10 protein-coding genes and 3 pseudogenes are annotated in these 15,103 nt (G+C 65.7%); 3 read left to right on the forward strand and 10 right to left on the reverse strand.

The window, feature by feature from the left end; all coding sequences use genetic code 11:
* Positions 1-163: 163 nt before the first annotated feature.
* The 8 genes and pseudogenes from smc to JS528_RS11840 form a co-directional block, all read right to left on the reverse strand.
* The gene (gene smc, locus JS528_RS02385; RefSeq protein ID WP_214357476.1) at positions 164-3,823 is read right to left on the reverse strand and encodes a chromosome segregation protein SMC; all 3,660 of its coding nucleotides are present in this window, start codon (positions 3,821-3,823) and stop codon (positions 164-166) included.
* A 5-nt stretch (positions 3,824-3,828) separates the two neighbouring features.
* Positions 3,829-5,391: a bifunctional folylpolyglutamate synthase/dihydrofolate synthase gene (locus JS528_RS02390; protein WP_214357477.1), complete on the reverse strand. Its 1,563-nt coding sequence runs from the start codon at positions 5,389-5,391 to the stop codon at positions 3,829-3,831.
* Positions 5,392-5,825: 434 nt separating this feature from the next.
* Positions 5,826-6,704, reverse strand: a complete 879-nt coding sequence (locus JS528_RS02395) for a hypothetical protein (RefSeq protein WP_240541247.1) — start codon at positions 6,702-6,704, stop codon at positions 5,826-5,828.
* A gap of 111 nt (positions 6,705-6,815) precedes the next feature.
* Positions 6,816-6,884: pseudogene (locus JS528_RS11830) on the reverse strand (zinc-ribbon domain-containing protein); the annotation flags it as partial.
* 11 nt (positions 6,885-6,895) lie between these two features.
* Positions 6,896-7,360 carry a hypothetical protein gene (locus tag JS528_RS11490; protein WP_240541248.1) on the reverse strand — a complete coding sequence of 155 codons (465 nt, stop codon included), beginning with the start codon at positions 7,358-7,360 and terminating at the stop codon, positions 6,896-6,898.
* A 183-nt stretch (positions 7,361-7,543) separates the two neighbouring features.
* Positions 7,544-7,657, reverse strand: a pseudogene (locus JS528_RS11835) (zinc-ribbon domain-containing protein); the annotation flags it as partial.
* Entirely contained in the window at positions 7,609-8,757 is a 1,149-nt protein-coding gene (locus JS528_RS02405) for a hypothetical protein (protein WP_214357480.1), read from the reverse strand. The pseudogene JS528_RS11835 and the gene JS528_RS02405, both read right to left, overlap by 49 nt.
* Positions 8,758-9,006: 249 nt before the next feature.
* A pseudogene (locus tag JS528_RS11840) lies at positions 9,007-9,069 on the reverse strand (zinc-ribbon domain-containing protein); the annotation flags it as partial.
* A 148-nt stretch (positions 9,070-9,217) separates the two neighbouring features.
* On the opposite strand from JS528_RS11840, the gene JS528_RS02410 reads away from it, so the two are divergent.
* Positions 9,218-10,066, forward strand: a complete 849-nt coding sequence (locus JS528_RS02410; RefSeq protein ID WP_214357565.1) for an aldo/keto reductase — start codon at positions 9,218-9,220, stop codon at positions 10,064-10,066.
* A gap of 134 nt (positions 10,067-10,200) precedes the next feature.
* Here the strand turns inward: JS528_RS02410 and tenA are convergent, their stop codons facing one another.
* Positions 10,201-10,944: a thiaminase II gene (gene tenA, locus JS528_RS02415; RefSeq protein ID WP_214357481.1), complete on the reverse strand. Its 744-nt coding sequence runs from the start codon at positions 10,942-10,944 to the stop codon at positions 10,201-10,203.
* Between the two features lie 100 nt (positions 10,945-11,044).
* Between tenA and JS528_RS02420 the strand changes: the two genes are divergently transcribed.
* Together JS528_RS02420 and JS528_RS02425 are read left to right on the forward strand one after the other, a co-directional pair.
* On the forward strand, positions 11,045-12,640 hold the full coding sequence (locus tag JS528_RS02420; protein WP_214357482.1) for an aminopeptidase P family protein: 1,596 nt from the start codon (positions 11,045-11,047) through the stop codon (positions 12,638-12,640).
* Positions 12,641-12,711: 71 nt separating this feature from the next.
* On the forward strand, positions 12,712-13,233 hold the full coding sequence (locus JS528_RS02425; RefSeq protein ID WP_214357483.1) for an NUDIX hydrolase: 522 nt from the start codon (positions 12,712-12,714) through the stop codon (positions 13,231-13,233).
* Positions 13,234-13,377: 144 nt separating this feature from the next.
* On the opposite strand, the gene JS528_RS02430 is transcribed toward JS528_RS02425, so the two are convergent.
* On the reverse strand, positions 13,378-15,102 hold the full coding sequence (locus tag JS528_RS02430; protein ID WP_214357484.1) for a dipeptide ABC transporter ATP-binding protein: 1,725 nt from the start codon (positions 15,100-15,102) through the stop codon (positions 13,378-13,380).
* Between the last annotated feature and the right edge of the window lies 1 nt (position 15,103).

Raw genomic sequence — 15,103 nt, forward strand, 5'->3', positions numbered from 1 at the left:
GTACGGTTTTTCGTACGTTGCCGTAGGGGGCGGCGATCGACGATACGCGACACACTCAAGGCCGTTCGGCCAAGCCTACGGTCGCGTATCGTCGATCGCCGCCCCCTACTCCTTTTTGCGGAAACGACGCGGTGGCTCGGTGGCATGGTGGCCGCGCCCCGTCTCACTCTTGGGAGGGTGAGGGGGCGAGACGGGGCATGCGTTGGCTTACCACGGTGGTGACGCCGTCGGCTCGCATCGTGACGCCGTAGAGGGCGTCGGCGATGGACATCGTGCGCTGCTGGTGGGTGATGACGATGAGCTGGGCACGCTCGCGCAGACGGTTCAGCGCGTTGATGAGCCTCGTCAGGTTGACGTCGTCCAGCGCGGCCTCGACCTCGTCCATCACGTAGAACGGGCTGGGACGTGCGGTGAAGATCGCGAACAGCAGGGCGAGCGCGGTCAGCGAGCGTTCGCCTCCGGACAGGAGACTCAGCTGCCTGACGCGCTTGCCGGCGGGGCTCGCCTCGACGATCACGCCGGTGGAGAGCATGTCGTCCGGGTTCTCGAGGCGCAGACGGCCCGTGCCGCCGGGGAACAGGGTCGAGAACATCGATTCGAACGCCTTGGCGGTGTCCTCGTACGCGGTGCGGAACACGTCGACCATGGTCGCGTCGAGTCCGTCGATCAGGCTCATCAGGTCGTCGCGCGACTTGGCCACGTCGTTGCGCTGCTCGTTGAGATAGCGGTTGCGCTCCTCGAGCGCGGCGTACTCCTCGGTGGCCAGCGGGTTCACCTTGCCGAGCGCCGCGAGGTCACGCTTCGCCTTCTCCAGACGCTTCTCCTGCTCGGCGCGCACGTACGGCACGCTTCGGTAGCGCGGTTCGCCCTCGCCCTCGTCCTCGTTCTCCGGCGTCTCGTCCACGGGGACCGGATTGCCGGACTCGTCGAGGACGGGGACCGGCCGATCGGGACCGTATTCGGCCGTCAGCTCCTCGAGGGTGAGACCGAGCTCGTCGTTTACCGTGTCGGTCAGACGCTCGTATTCCGAGGCGAGACGGGCGCGGGTCACGTCGAGATCGTGCTCGCGCGCGGACAGGTCGCCCACCGTCGGCTCGATGGCGTTGCGCCGCTCGCGCAGGGTCCTGAGCTCCGCGTTGTGGCCGGAGGCCGCGGACTGCAGCCGCTCGCGGCGTTCCACGACCCCGGCGATGAGATGCTCCGTCATCGCCGTGAGACGACGGGCGTCGTCGGCGATGCGGCCCGCACGCCCGGCCTGGACGCGGAGGCGTTCGTTCAGCTCCTCGACGCGGGCTCGGCGTTCGGCCGCGGCCCGTGCGTTGTCGCGCAGCAGTCCCGCCTGGCGGCTCAGGGATTCGGCCCTGCGGCTGGCCTCGGTCCATGCGATCTTCGCCGCGGTCTCCTGGTCGCGCGCGGTGCCCACCTCGGATTCGAGGGCGCGTTCGCGCTCGACGAGCTCGTCCGCGTCGGCATGACCGTCGTCGACGCCTTCGGCGGCGTCCAGCGCGGCTTGGAGATCGGCGAGCCTCGTCCGATGCGACGTGCGTTCCTCGTCGACCTGTGCGGCCCGGTCGCGCAGACCGGTGATGCGGCGTTCCAGATCGGCGACGTCCCCGGCGGCCTGCCTGAGCGATTCGGCGGCCTGACGGGCGCGCAGACGCAGCTCGGTGCGGTGTTGCGCGGCGGCGTCGACGGCGCGGGACGCCTCGTCCCGCGCGGCCCTGGCGGCCTCCACGCGCCTGTCGAGATCGGCGAGTTCGGCGTTCAGCTCGGTGGTCCGTCGGATCGCGCGGTCGCGTCTCGCGGCCAGCGACAGATCGCTCTGCGACAGCGACGAGCCGCCCGACGCGGCGACTCCGGCGGCGAACACCTCGCCCTCGCGCGTGACGGCGTGTGTGGCCCGTCGTCCGTCCCCGCCGCGGCCGACCAGCCGCTGCGCCTGGGCGGCGTCCGCGGCGGCCACGTATCCGTCGAGCAGGACGCGCACCGCGTCGACCACGCGACGGGTCGTGTCCGGATCCGTGGCGTCGGGATTCGCGCCGACGAGCGAGGCGAGCGGCCTCGGGAGCGAGTCGTCGTCCCGGCCCGTGGGATCCTCGGACGCGGGAGACGCGGACGGCGCGGCGTCGACGTTGATGACGACCGTCTTGCCGAGACGGTCGGCGCGGGCGCGTTCGAGCGCATGCAGCATGTTCGCCTCGCCGGGCACGACCAACGCGCCGGCGTACCGGTCGAGGGCGTGCGCGACGGCCTCCTCCCAGCCGTCGGCCACGCGGATGAAGTCGGTCAGGCGTCCCAGCACGCCGACGCCCTCGTCCGAGGCGAGCGAACCGGAGGCGTTGCGCGACTCCAGCGTGTCCTTCAGGGCGTCGGCCTTGGCCTCGAGCGAGATGATCCTCGCCCCCAGCTCGCGCTGGCGGTCGAGCAGCTCGTTGAGCTCGTCGCGACGCTCGGCGAGGACGGCGCGGGACTCGTCCAACGCGGCGGAGCCGTCGTCGCCGTCGGGGTCCGATTCGGCCTCCAGACGGGCGCGGCGGGCCACGGCGCGGCCATGGTCCTCGGCCAGTGACTCCAGCTGCGCGGCGAGATCCCTCGCACGGGACTCCCCCAGCTGCACGGCGGACTCCTCGCGCGCGATCAGCTCGCGCAGACGGGCGACCCGCGCGTCATGCTCCTTGGCGGTGCGGCGCAGCTCGGTCAGGGTCTGTCTGGCGGACGCCAGACGCTGCTCCCCCGCGGCGCGCGCCTGGGTGGCCTGATCGAGCGCGAGCCGCGCGTTGTCGGCGGCCGTGGCCTGCACGCCGGCCTGCTTCTCGAGTTCTCCGGCGCGGTGCTCGAGCACCGACGGGTCCTCGCCCGGATTGGCGACCACCTGCCCCTCCAGGGATCGGCGGCGTTCGTCGGCGAGCGCGGCGAGCGCGTTCAGACGCTCCTGGATCTGCGTGAGCGAGCGCCAGGTCTGGTTGACCTTGTCGATGGCGGGGCTGGACTGGCTGGCCGCGGCCTCGACCTGTTCGATGCGCACCTTGACCTGCGCGAGGTCGCGTCGGGCCGAGGCGAGGTCGGCGCGCACGCGCGTCAGGTCGGCGCGCACGGCGTCGCGGCGTCGCATCGCGGCGACGGCGTCGTCGGCGTACAGGCGCGATCTGGCGTCGCGCAGGGAGACCTGGATGGCGTCGGCGCGTCTGGAGATGCGCGCCTGACGGCCGAGCGGGCCCATCTGGCGGCGCAGTTCTCCCAGCAGATCGTCGAGTCGGCTCAGGTTGGTCTGCGTGTTGGCGAGCTTGCGCAGCGCGCGTTCCTTGCGCTTGCGGTGCTTGAGGATGCCGGCGGCCTCCTCGATGAACGCGCGGTGGCCGGACGGGTCGGCCCTCAGGATCGAGTCGAGGCGTCCCTGTCCGACGATCACGTGCATCTGCTGGCCGAGGCCGGTGTCGCTCAGGAGCTCCTGGATGTCGAGCAGACGGCACTGCGTGCCGTTGATCGCGTATTCGGATCCGCCGTTGCGGAAGAGCGTGCGCGTGATCGTGACCTCGCTGTAGTCGGTGTCCAGCGTGCGGTCGGTGTTGTCGATGGTGAGGCTGACCTGCGCGCGTCCGAGGGCGGGGCGGGAGGACGTGCCCGCGAAGATCACGTCCTCCATCGAGGTGCCTCGTAGGTTCTTCGCGCCCTGCTCCCCCATCACCCAGGTCAGGGCGTCGACGATGTTCGATTTGCCGGAGCCGTTGGGGCCGACCACGGCGGTGATGCCGGGCTCGAAGCGCAGGGTCGTCGCGGAGGCGAAGGATTTGAAGCCTTTGAGGGTGAGTTCCTTGAGATACACCGGGTCTACTCGTCCTTTTCCGCGGCTTCTTCCGTCTCGTCCGCGCCGGTCTCCATGCCGTCGATGCCGCCGAGGGCGCCGAACGTGTCGAGATCCGCGTCATCGGAGTCGGCGCCGTCCGCGCCGTCGGAGTCGTCGGGCTCGACGACCGGCTGGTGGATGCTCATGGCCTTCCTCATGACGGGGCTCATGTGCTCCTCGAGCATCGTGCGCGCGTCGCCGGCGGTGACGAAGCTGCCGCAGATGAGCACGCCATGGCCGTAGCCGACGCCGAGGTCGTCGGACTCGTCGACGAGGTTGACGGCGGTCTGGATCGCGTCGGGCAGTTCGGGCTCCTTGATGACGCGGTCGCGGCCGAAGACCTCCACGGCGATCTTCTCCAGCTCGTCGGCGGGCATGACGCGGTCGCGCCACGAGTTCTCGGTGACGACGACCTGGCTCAGGATCGGCTCGAGGACGCCGAGGTATTCCTCGACCTGTTTGTCCTCCATCATGGCGACGACGCCGACGAGCTGTTCGAAGTGGTAGTTCTCCTCGATGGCGGCCCTCAAGGATTCGGCGGCGTTCACGTTGTGGCCGCCGTCGACGATGATGGTCGGCGAGGTGCGGATCTGCTCGATGCGGCCCGGGATCTTCACGCCGGAAAGCGCCTCGGCGACGATGTCGCCGTCGAGCGCGCCGGAGACGGGGATCACGGCCTCGCAGGCGGCGAGCGCGGCGAGCGCGTTGTGGGCCTGATGCTCGCCGAACTTGGCGATCGGGACCTCCTCGTAGGTGCCGAGCGGCGTGTTGAGGGTGGCCACCTGACCACCGACGGCGGGGGCGCGGGAGACGACCTCCATCTCGTAGCCGTCGCGCACCAGCTTGGCGTGGTTGCGTTCGGCGGCGGCCTCGAGGATCGGCAGGACGGCCTCGGCGTGCGGCTGCGGGCCGATGACGGCGGTGCAGTCGGGCTTGATGATGCCGGCCTTCTCGGTCGCGATCTGCTCGACGGTGTCGCCGAGCCACTGCATGTGGTCCATGTCGACCGGTCCGATGATCGCGGCGTCGGCGTCGAGCACGTTGGTGGCGTCCCAGGCGCCGCCCATACCGACCTCGACGACGGCCACGTCGACCGGGGCGTCGGCGAACTTCCAGATGGCCATCGAGGTCAGGACCTCGAAGAAGCTCATGCGGGGCTTGCCCTGCTCCTCCATCCTCGCGTCGACCATCGCGACGAGGTCCTTGATCTGGTCCCAGGCGTCGATGAAGTCGTCGTCGGAGAGCTGCTGGCCGTCGATGGCGATGCGCTCGTTGATCTTCTCGAGGTGCGGCGAGGTGTACAGGCCGGTGCGCATGCCGTAGGCTCGGCAGATGGCCTCGGCCATGCGCGCGGTGGAGCCCTTGCCGTTGGTGCCGGTCACGTGGATCACGCGGAACGACTCCTCCGGGTGTCCCAGAAGATCGAGCATGAGGTTCATGCGGTCCAGGTCGAGGTTGGTGGTGTTGTGCTCCGGCGGCCGGCTCATGATGTCCAGCTCGACGTCCTCGATCGACTCGTTGTTCCGGTTCGGATGTTCGAATGACATGGTTCCTCCTGTGCTCCCTGACTTCGGATTCACGAAAAACTTCCCCTAGTGTAGCCGCACGCCCGCACCGGCGCCGGTTCGCCGACGGCTCATCGCGGAGACCGCGTCAAACGCAGCCGCCGCCGGTTCGTTCGTTTCACGCCGAAACGTGCACGGTGCCCGTCAGTGTGACGCCGTGCTCGGAGAATATGCGACGCCGCCGTCGACGAACGGTCCGTCCAACGGCTGCGTGTGACGGGCAACGAAAGACAGGTCGTAAGATCCCGAACGATCAGCCCCTCGGGCAGCGCGAGTAACCGTACACCCACGTCCGACGCCTGATGCGCGTACCGCCCAATCACCGCAAGATTGTCCTCGGAGCACTCACCGCGAATGGATGAGAAAACAGACATGGTAGCTGTTGCAGGACCTGAACAAGACAATGCGTCCAGCGTTCATTCTCCATCATCGATGGAACCGTTCCGGTTCTCATCCACAGGTATATATTCGAAGCCGTACTGGTCATCGGCCGGAGCGTTCTCCTTGCCGAATGGCAGATACTTCATTCCCGTCCCCATACTCGCGTATATATCGCTGCAGGGAGCAATCGCTCCGGTCGTGCCCGCGGCACAGTCGTAGTCCTTGTACTTCTCGTAGCCGACCGCATCCTCGGGCGAGCCGAAATCGGAGGATGAGTCATCGTTCGCGGCCGGTACCTGCTCAGTCGACGAACTCTCCTGACCGGACGTGGCATCTTCCTGCGTGCCCGCATCGATCTGGGAACCATCCCGATCACCGATCTCACAATATGCCAGCAATGAAGAGATATTCTTTATCACGCAGCGAGTCTGCGCATTGCTGCCCAATTCAGTGAAACCGAGGGATTGGATACCGGAATTGGAATTCTGGAATCCATCCATTGCCAGTTGGGTGAGAGTTACCCATAACTTGGCACCATTCAAATATGCTTCCTGCTGCTGAGACGGCATCCCAACCTGCTCGCGAATGCAATCCATATCCTGTGAAACTGCAGCCTTGTCAACAGCTGCGTTCATTGAGAAGCTCACACCTGCGTATTGCCCGTTTTCAGCTGATTCTACAAGCACATTATTGGTGGAGGGGCAATTCGCAAGGATCGCCGACACCACCGGATGCTCGTCCTGTTGGTCTTCACCGTCATCCTGCTGAGCACTACTCGTCGCACCGCCGGCAACGGAGTCACCGCCGATACCCCCTCGTCCCGCCATGATTCCGATAACGGCGAGCGCGACGAATACGCCAAGTATCAGAATGAGGACAATGGCGGCCCTGACCGAGTTGGAGGGTCTGGTCATATTTGCCCGCGGATCGGAGTCTCCCCTTTGAGGAGGCGTGCGGGGAGCCGACTCCTCCTTCGCGGGATGGCCGTATGACTGTTCAGGCGCATCGCCTTGCCAGACCTGGGCGCCGCATCGAGCGCAGAACCGGGAATCCGGCGACAGACCGGCCCCGCATTTATGGCAGAACGAAGACATCGTCCTTCCTCTCACTTCTTTTCGAAGACGATATTCAATCCGTTATCGGCTTGATAGCTCCACGTTATCTTCATGTGATCCCACTCATCGGTCAGGGTGCCGTCAAGGGGACGGGTATGGAGAATCTTCGACCATACCGATTGGGGCATGTCAAGTTGGTCGGTGACGCAATTGAGGATTGCGTCATTGGGATCGGATAGCCCCTCAACGGTCAGGGTATTGCCTCTATCGGATAATTCGAAATACCTGTAATCCCCTTCGACTTCGCGGGACCACACACTGGAGTCGACTCGCTGCTGACAGGCATACATCGCTTTGCCCAATGTCCCGGAGCCTTGTCCCGCATTGAAAAGAGCGACGACCACTATGACGAACAGGAAAAGGAAGATCGCGAACATGATCGGCTTGCCGGGGAATTGTCTGGCTGCGGCATGACCTTTCGTCGAGAACGCCGACAGTTTTTGCATAGCGGGCATAGGCCGCCCATTGCCGGCTCCCGCATGCCCATACCGCCCATTGGGGGAATCGTATGTCTGCTGTCCCCAGGAAGGCATGGGCGCCTGTTGTCGCGCCGGAGCACCGGGAGCGGGCCGCATCATTGGACGAGGGGCGGGTTGGGGCATTGGCTGCCGCAACCCGGCGATCGCGCGGATATCCGCTCCGCAGTATGGGCAAAACGCCGAATCCTCAGGAATCCTTTTGCCGCATTTATAGCAGAACACATCTACTCCTGTCGATAAAAAACGGTGCTGTCGGACACTTCCGTCGTCCATCCGATGACCAGATAATCCTTGGTGGTATCCGGAGGATTACCCGAACTGATCCGCTCCGAAAATTCGTCGGTTTTCGCATTGGACGCGACATAGGATACCCCGGAGACGCACGAGGCATCGGACGCGGCATCACATCCGGTGGTCATGGTCTGCAGATCGATCGGTACAGCCGAGGTAGGGGTATCCTGCTGCTGATACGCGAAGCTCAAATCCAATGTCGACGCACCTTGCGGCAGAGGGTTCAGGGATGAATCTCCCGAGACGAAACCAATGGTTCCGGGATTGGTCGAATAATCGCCCGCGACATGATCGCCATTGGCGTTAATACTCACACAGGCGCCGTCTTTACGACAGTATTTCCCCGCGATCCTCGAGAGATTCTCGTTGACCACGACCGATGTCCACAAATCATTGAAATCCGTATCGACGGATTGCCCCTTCTGAGTATTCGCAGGAGTACCCTGATCGGAGGATCCGTCGGATTCTGTTTGCGCCGGCTTCGACTCCTGGACCGTGATGGTGCTGGGAACACTCGATGTATCATACACCGTCACACCGATCACAATCCTATTGGATTGAGCCCCCTTGATGAGAAAACCTATTCGATAGACAAAATCGCCATATCCCGCTATATGAGCGCGATACCAAGGGAACGAATCTTCAATACTCTGCCTTTTCTTATAATCGGCGGTATCTTCCATATAAATGGAAGCCGTGTCTGAGGGGACAAGACTCTGGTAGAACGCGGCAGCGTCATCCTCGCCGAGCAATGACGCCAATCCGTTCGCCGCACTGGCATTCCTCCCGGACCCCAGATTGTCCATAGCCGACGTCAGCATCAGATCCGGCTGCTGATCACCCTTGTACTTTCCACCCACAAACACTTGTTCGTCATTTATTACAGAACTTTTTAGAGCCTCATAGAGAGCCAGCAGGCCCTTTGACAGCGCAACGGTTCCTTCTCCGCCCCTCGTGCAGTCCCCGACTACTATTTCGCCTTGCACTGTCGTCGCCTTCGAGCAGGTCTCAGCCGACCGGGCATTCGAAGCACTATCGGCGGCATCATCACCGGAGGATGATCGCCCCTGATGAGTAGCCATATAGCCAATGGTCACCAAAGCGGCGAGAACGGCCAGTATCGCCAATATGACAATGACATGCGTCAGCCTCGTTGTCTTTCGGCTCTTCCCACCACGGCTCCCCGCGTCCGCGGAGCTCCCATCGTCCACGATGCCGCTGCAGGAATCGCCATCGGATGCGTGCGGGCCATCCGGCTGAACCGGAACGGGCTCCGGCGGCAGTGTATCGACCGTCGCCTGCGAAGCGACGTCCGTCCCCGAGAGATTTCTCCCGCATCTCACACAGAACGAAGCGTTCTCCGGCAACCTTGCCCCACAGAATCGGCAGTACATGGCTTCACCCAATTCCTTTCACTCTCAATCTCCATATTGCCACACAATCGGAGGCGCACCTCCGTCGATGCATCGTGGTCTCGCCGCATCGGCGTAGAGTGGACCGGGACGGCAGTCACACGAACCAACGAAGGGAACCATCATGACACTGCTCGAACCGCCGGCCATCCCCACCAGACGCGCGCACGACGGGCTGGAGCTGCCGGCCATCGGCTTCGGCACGTACAAGGTCAACGGCTTCGCCGGCGTCGAGGCCATCAGGTCGGCGCTTGAGGTCGGCTACCGCCTGATCGATTCGGCGTTCAACTACGAGAACGAGGGCGTGGTCGGCAGGGCGATCCGCGAGTCCGAGGTGCCTCGCGAGGACATCATCGTCGCCTCGAAGCTGCCCGGCCGCCACCACCAGTACGACCAGGCGCGCGCCACCATCGAGGAGTCCGTGGCGCGCATGGGCCTCGACTACATCGACCTGTACCTCATCCACTGGCCGAACCCGTCGCAGGGCCAGTTCGTGGAGGCGTGGCGCGCGCTCGTCGACGCGCAGCGGCAGGGCATCGTCAGGCACATCGGCGTGAGCAACTTCCTGCCCGGGCACATCGACCTGCTGATCCGTGCGACCGGCGTCACCCCGGCGGTCAACCAGGTCGAGCTCCACCCGTTCTTCCAGCAGGCCGAACAGCGCGCCTACGACGACGCGCACGGCATCATCACCGAGGCGTGGAGCCCGCTGGGTCGCGCCAACCAGATGCTGTCGGACCCGACGATCACGCGCATCGCCGACAAGCACGGCGTCTCCCCCGTCGCGGCGATCCTGCGCTGGCACCTCCAGCTCGGCGACGTGGCGATCCCGAAGTCGCTCGACCGCGGGCGCCAGCGCGCGAACATCGATCTGACCGGCTTCGAGCTCGACGAGCAGGACATGCGGGACATCGCCGCGATGGACAATCCGGAGGGCTACACGTTCGGTCAGAACCCCCGTTGGCACGAGGAGGCGTGAGCCCGGATTGGGGTCGTTGACGGGAGGCCGGCCGGCGCGTCCGGATACGACGCGACGGCCGACCGGCGGACGGAGGGGACACCGGCATGTTCCGGGCCGCCCCCGCGCCGGGCGGTCGTCGTCCCGCGAGCGGCTCAGCGGCCGGCCGCGTCCCACTCCGGCTTCCACGAGTACTGCATGTCGTAGGCGCTGGACCAGAACATGTACTCGTTGCCGACGCCGTGGACGAAGATGTCCACGAGCTCGCGGCGGCGAGGCTCGTCGAGGTCCTCCACGAGCCGCTCGATGTGCTCGAGCAGCCATGCCGTGCCGCTCCAGAACTCCTCCGTCTTGTACATGTCGACCCAGCTTTTGTACGGGTTGGTCTCCAGCGCGTCGCCGAGCTCGCGGGCGAGCCTCTGGCCGTAGTCGGCGTACACCCACGCGCACGGCAGCACGGCGACGAGGATGTCGATCAGCTGTCCGGAGTACGCGATCTCGAGGATGTCGGCCGTGTAGGCGCGCGCGAACGCGGACTGGCGCACCGAGTTCATCTGCTCCTCGGTGATGCCGAAGCCCTTGAGGTACGTGCGGTGCAGTTCGGACTCGACGTTGAACACGCCGTTCTGCACGTTCGCCATGAAGCGCATGACCTCGACGTCCCGCGTCTTGGTGAGGGCCAGCGCGTGGACCTTCGCGTAGTCGTTGACGTAGCGGTAGTCCTGCAGCAGGTAGAACGTGAAGCGCTCGCGCGAGAGGGTGCCCGAGGCGAGCTCGCGCAGGAACGGCTGGCGGTAGCCCTCCTCCCAGATGACGTCGGCGGCCTTACGCAGGCGCTCGGCGAACGGCGGCAGATGGTCCGGGGTGACCGCTCCGAACGTCTCGATGTCGAAAGTCATGGTCCTGTTCCCTTCGGTGGAGGTGTTGGCGTTACAGAAGGACACAGTACTAGGATGGGACCGGTAACACGAGACCTTTTCTTCATAAAAGGAGCATTTCATGGGTGATGTGGTCACCGAGAAGGACAAGGAGTACGAGGCCGAGGAGCGCAAGGCCGCGCCGGGCCCAGACCAGGCGATGAGCGACCGCGTGAACAACCGCTCGCTGCGCCCGCGTTCCGAGGCGTTCAAGGAGTTCATGCGCTCCGGCTGGGCCGACGACGAGCCGGACATCGAGCCGCTCGAGTCCTCGAAGTTCACGCCGGCCAGGCTCAAGGCCCTGGGCGCCGCGTTCCCCGGCGAGCGCCTGGTGATCCCCGCCGGCAGCCCCAAGGTGCGCAACAACGACTGCGACTACATGTTCCGCCCGGACACCGCGTTCGCGTACTACACCGGCCTCGGCGTCGACTACGAGGCGGGCGCCGTGCTGGTCCTCAACCCGGTGGACCCGGACTCCCCCGAGGCCAAGGCCGGTCAGACCCACGTGCCGGAACTGTTCGTCGCCCCGCGCGCCGACAACTCCACCACCGACTTCTTCATGAACCCGCACTACGGCGAGTACTGGGTCGGCCCGCGCGCCGGCCTCAAGGAGATGACCGCGATGACGGGCATCGAGACGCACGACATCGCGCAGCTGGCCGACGCGCTGAGCAAGGACGTCGGCTCGGAGGCGGGCGCGGTCCGCGTGCGCGTGATGCGCGAGACCGACCCGCAGATCACCGCGCTGGTCGAGTCGGTGCGCGAGGCGAACGGCGCGGCCGATCCGGACCGCAACGCCGCCGACGACGACAAGCTGCACGAGTTCACGTCCGAGGCCCGCATGGTCAAGGACGACTACGAGATCGGCGAGATGCGCAAGGCCGTGGCCGCGACCAAGGCCGGCTTCGACCGTCTGCTCTCCTCGCTGCCGGGCGCGCTCGACAAGCCGCGTTCCGAGCGCATCCTCGAGGGCGCGTTCAACGCGGTCTCCCGCGAGCTGGGCAACACGGTCGGCTACGACTCGATCGTCGCCTCCGGCCCGCACGCCCCGATCCTGCACTGGATGCGCAACACCGGCGTCGTGAGGACCGGCGACATGCTGCTCGTCGACGCGGGCGTCGAGGTCGACTCCCTGTACACGGCCGACATCACCCGCACGTTCCCGACGAACGGCAAATTCACCGACCTGCAGAAGCGCCTGTACCAGGCCGTGCTCGACTCCCAGCAGGCCGGCTTCGAGGCCGCCAAGCCGGGCGCCACGTACTCGGACATCCACCACGCCTGTATGCGCGTGATCGCCGAGCGTCTGCACGACTGGGGTCTGCTGCCGGTGGACGTGGAGACGTCCCTGTCCCCCGAGGGCCAGCAGCACCGCCGTTGGCTCGCCTGCGGCGTGGCGCACCACCTCGGCCTCGACGTGCACGACTGCGCGCAGGCCCGCTTCGAGTCCTATCAGGGCGCGCCGATCCGTCCGGGCATGATCTTCACGATCGAGCCGGGCCTGTACTTCCGCGAGGACGACATGCTGATCCCGCCGGAGTACCGCGGCATCGGCATCCGCATCGAGGACGACGTGCTCATGACCGAGGACGGCCCCGAATGGATCTCCGCCGGCATCCCGAAGCAGATCGAGGACGTGGAGGCCTGGATGGCCGACCGCGCCGCGGCGGCCAAGTGACCGTAACCGTCATCGCCATATGACGATCGGGCTTTCCCTCACCGGAAAGCCCGTTTTCGAAAGGAGAACACATGCCGACACCGCAATTCGTGCTTGAACTGCGCAAGAAGATCGGCCACGACCTGCTGTGGATGGTGGGCGTGACCGGCTGCGTGCTTGACGAGCGGGGCCGCGTCCTGCTCGGCCGCCGTTCCGACACCGGTCAGTGGGCGATGGTCTACGGCATCAACGAGCCGGGCGAGCAGCCCGCGGACACGGTGGTGCGCGAGATCAAGGAGGAGACGGGCGTCGACGCGGTCGTCACCGACCTGGTCGCCGTCACCTCCGATCCGAATCCGATGACGTACGCCAACGGCGACATCGCGCAGTACATGGACCACTCGTTCCTGTGCGCCTTGAAGCCCGGCGGCAACGCCGAGCCGTTCGTCGGCGACGAGGAGAGCCTGTCGGTCGGTTGGTTCGACCTCGACGACCTGCCGCAGCCGCTCGCGAAGAGCACGGTCGAACGGCTGAAGCTGTTCCGCACGTACATCGAGAACAAGCGGCGCGGCGACAGCCACGCGCTGTTCGTCTTCGACGGCGAACGGCACTGAGACCGACGCCGAACGGCCGTTCCCCGAGAATTTGTGCCGCTGGACGACTCCCAGCGGCACAAATTCTCGAGAATGACCCGTATCTCGAGAAAAAGGACCGCTGAGTGGTGCTCAGCGGTCCTTTTTCTCGCGTGTTCTGCCTTTCTACGCCTCGGCGGCGAGCAGCTCGTGGAGCTGGGCGCGGTGGATCTGCTGTTCGCGCGGATCCGGCACCGGCAGCGAGGCGAGCAGCTTCTTCGTGTACGGGTTCTGCGGGCGCTGCATGATGTCGTCCGCGTCGCCGTGCTCGACGATCCTGCCCTTGTGCATCACCATGATGCGGTCGGCGAGCATGTCGACGACGGCCAGATCATGGGTGATGAACAGGCAGGCGAAGCCGATCTCGACCTGCAGCTTCTTGAACAGCTCGAGCACCTTGGCCTGCACGGACACGTCCAGGGCGGAGGTCGGCTCGTCGGCGATGAGCAGCGACGGCTTCAGGGCGAGGCCGCGCGCGAGCGACGCCCTCTGGCGCTGGCCGCCGGACAGCTCGTGCGGGAAGCGGTTCATGTACGCGCGCGGCAGCTGGACCATCTCCAGCAGGTCGCCCACGTAGTTCCTCGCCTCGGCCACGGAGCCGTACTTCTTGTGCACGATGAGCGGCTCGGCCACGTTCTCCGCGATGGTCATCAGCGGGTTGAACGAGGAGCCCGGATCCTGGAACACGAATCCGATGTCGGCGCGCTTGGGCTTGAAGTCACGCTCCCTGACGCCGTTCATCTCGATGCCGAGCACGTTGAGCGAGCCGCCGGAGACCTTCTGCAGGCCGGCGATCGCGCGGCCGGTGGTGGACTTGCCGGAGCCGGACTCGCCCACGAGGCCGAGCACCTCGGAGCGGTGGATGGTGAAGTCGATGCCGTCGACCGCCTTGAAGTCGGGCTGCATGAGGTGACCCGGATAGGTGATGGTCAGGCCCTTCGCCTCGACGGCGACGGGCTGGTCGCGCCAGTCGACGGCGCGCTCCATCGGTTTGCCCTCTCGGTCGCGCACGACGAGCTTCTGCCCGATGCGCGGCACGGCGCCGAGGAGGCGCCTGGTGTAGTCGGCGCTCGGATGGTAGAAGACCTGCTCGACGGTGCCCTGCTCGACCACGTGGCCGCGGTACATGACGACGACCTGGTCGGCGATGTCGGCGATGACGCCCATGTTGTGCGTGATGATGAGCACGGAGGCGTCGAACTCGTCGCGAGCCAGACGCAGCAGGTCGAGGATCTCGGCCTGGACGGTCACGTCGAGCGCGGTGGTCGGCTCGTCGGCGAGGATCAGGCCGGGGTTCAGGACCAGCGCCATCGCGATGACGATGCGCTGCTTCTGGCCGCCGGAGAACTGGTGCGGGTAGTAGTCCACGCGCGTCTCGGCGTCCGGGATGCCGACCTTCTTGAGGATGTCGATGGCCTTGGCCCTCAGCTCCTTCTTGTCCTTCATGCCGTGGGCGCGCAGGCCCTCCTCGATCTGCCAGCCGATCGTGTAGACCGGGTTCAGGACCGAGTTGGGCTCCTGGAAGACCATCGCGGCCTCGGAGCCACGCACCTCGCGCAGCTGCTCGCCGCTCAGGGAGAGCACGTCGAGCGAGTCGGAGCCGTCGCGCTTGGACAGGTAGACGGCGCCGGAGGTGGTGGCCGTCTCGGGCAGCAGCTTGATGATCGAGCGCGCGGTCACGGATTTTCCGGAGCCGGATTCGCCGACCACGCCGACGACCGTCTTGCGCGGGATGGTGAAGTTGATCTTGTCGACCGCCTTGATGGATCCGGCGTCGGTCATGAAGGAGACGGACAGGTCCCTGATCTCGGCGAGATTGGCGGTTGGGGTCGATGCGGTTGCGTCAGCCATG

The organism is Bifidobacterium santillanense (assembly GCF_018555385.1).
GTDB classification, from domain to species: domain Bacteria; phylum Actinomycetota; class Actinomycetes; order Actinomycetales; family Bifidobacteriaceae; genus Bifidobacterium; species Bifidobacterium santillanense.

Coding starts and splice junctions, on each gene's coding strand:
- JS528_RS02425 (WP_214357483.1), top strand. CDS start 12,712: ATGCCGACACCGCAATTCGTGCTTGAACTGCGCAAGAAGATCGGCCAC.
- JS528_RS02430 (WP_214357484.1), bottom strand. CDS start 15,102: ATGGCTGACGCAACCGCATCGACCCCAACCGCCAATCTCGCCGAGATC.
- JS528_RS02390 (WP_214357477.1), bottom strand. CDS start 5,391: ATGTCATTCGAACATCCGAACCGGAACAACGAGTCGATCGAGGACGTC.
- JS528_RS02405 (WP_214357480.1), bottom strand. CDS start 8,757: ATGGCTACTCATCAGGGGCGATCATCCTCCGGTGATGATGCCGCCGAT.
- JS528_RS02420 (WP_214357482.1), top strand. CDS start 11,045: ATGGGTGATGTGGTCACCGAGAAGGACAAGGAGTACGAGGCCGAGGAG.
- JS528_RS11490 (WP_240541248.1), bottom strand. CDS start 7,360: ATGCCCGCTATGCAAAAACTGTCGGCGTTCTCGACGAAAGGTCATGCC.
- tenA (WP_214357481.1), bottom strand. CDS start 10,944: ATGACTTTCGACATCGAGACGTTCGGAGCGGTCACCCCGGACCATCTG.
- JS528_RS02395 (WP_240541247.1), bottom strand. CDS start 6,704: ATGACCAGACCCTCCAACTCGGTCAGGGCCGCCATTGTCCTCATTCTG.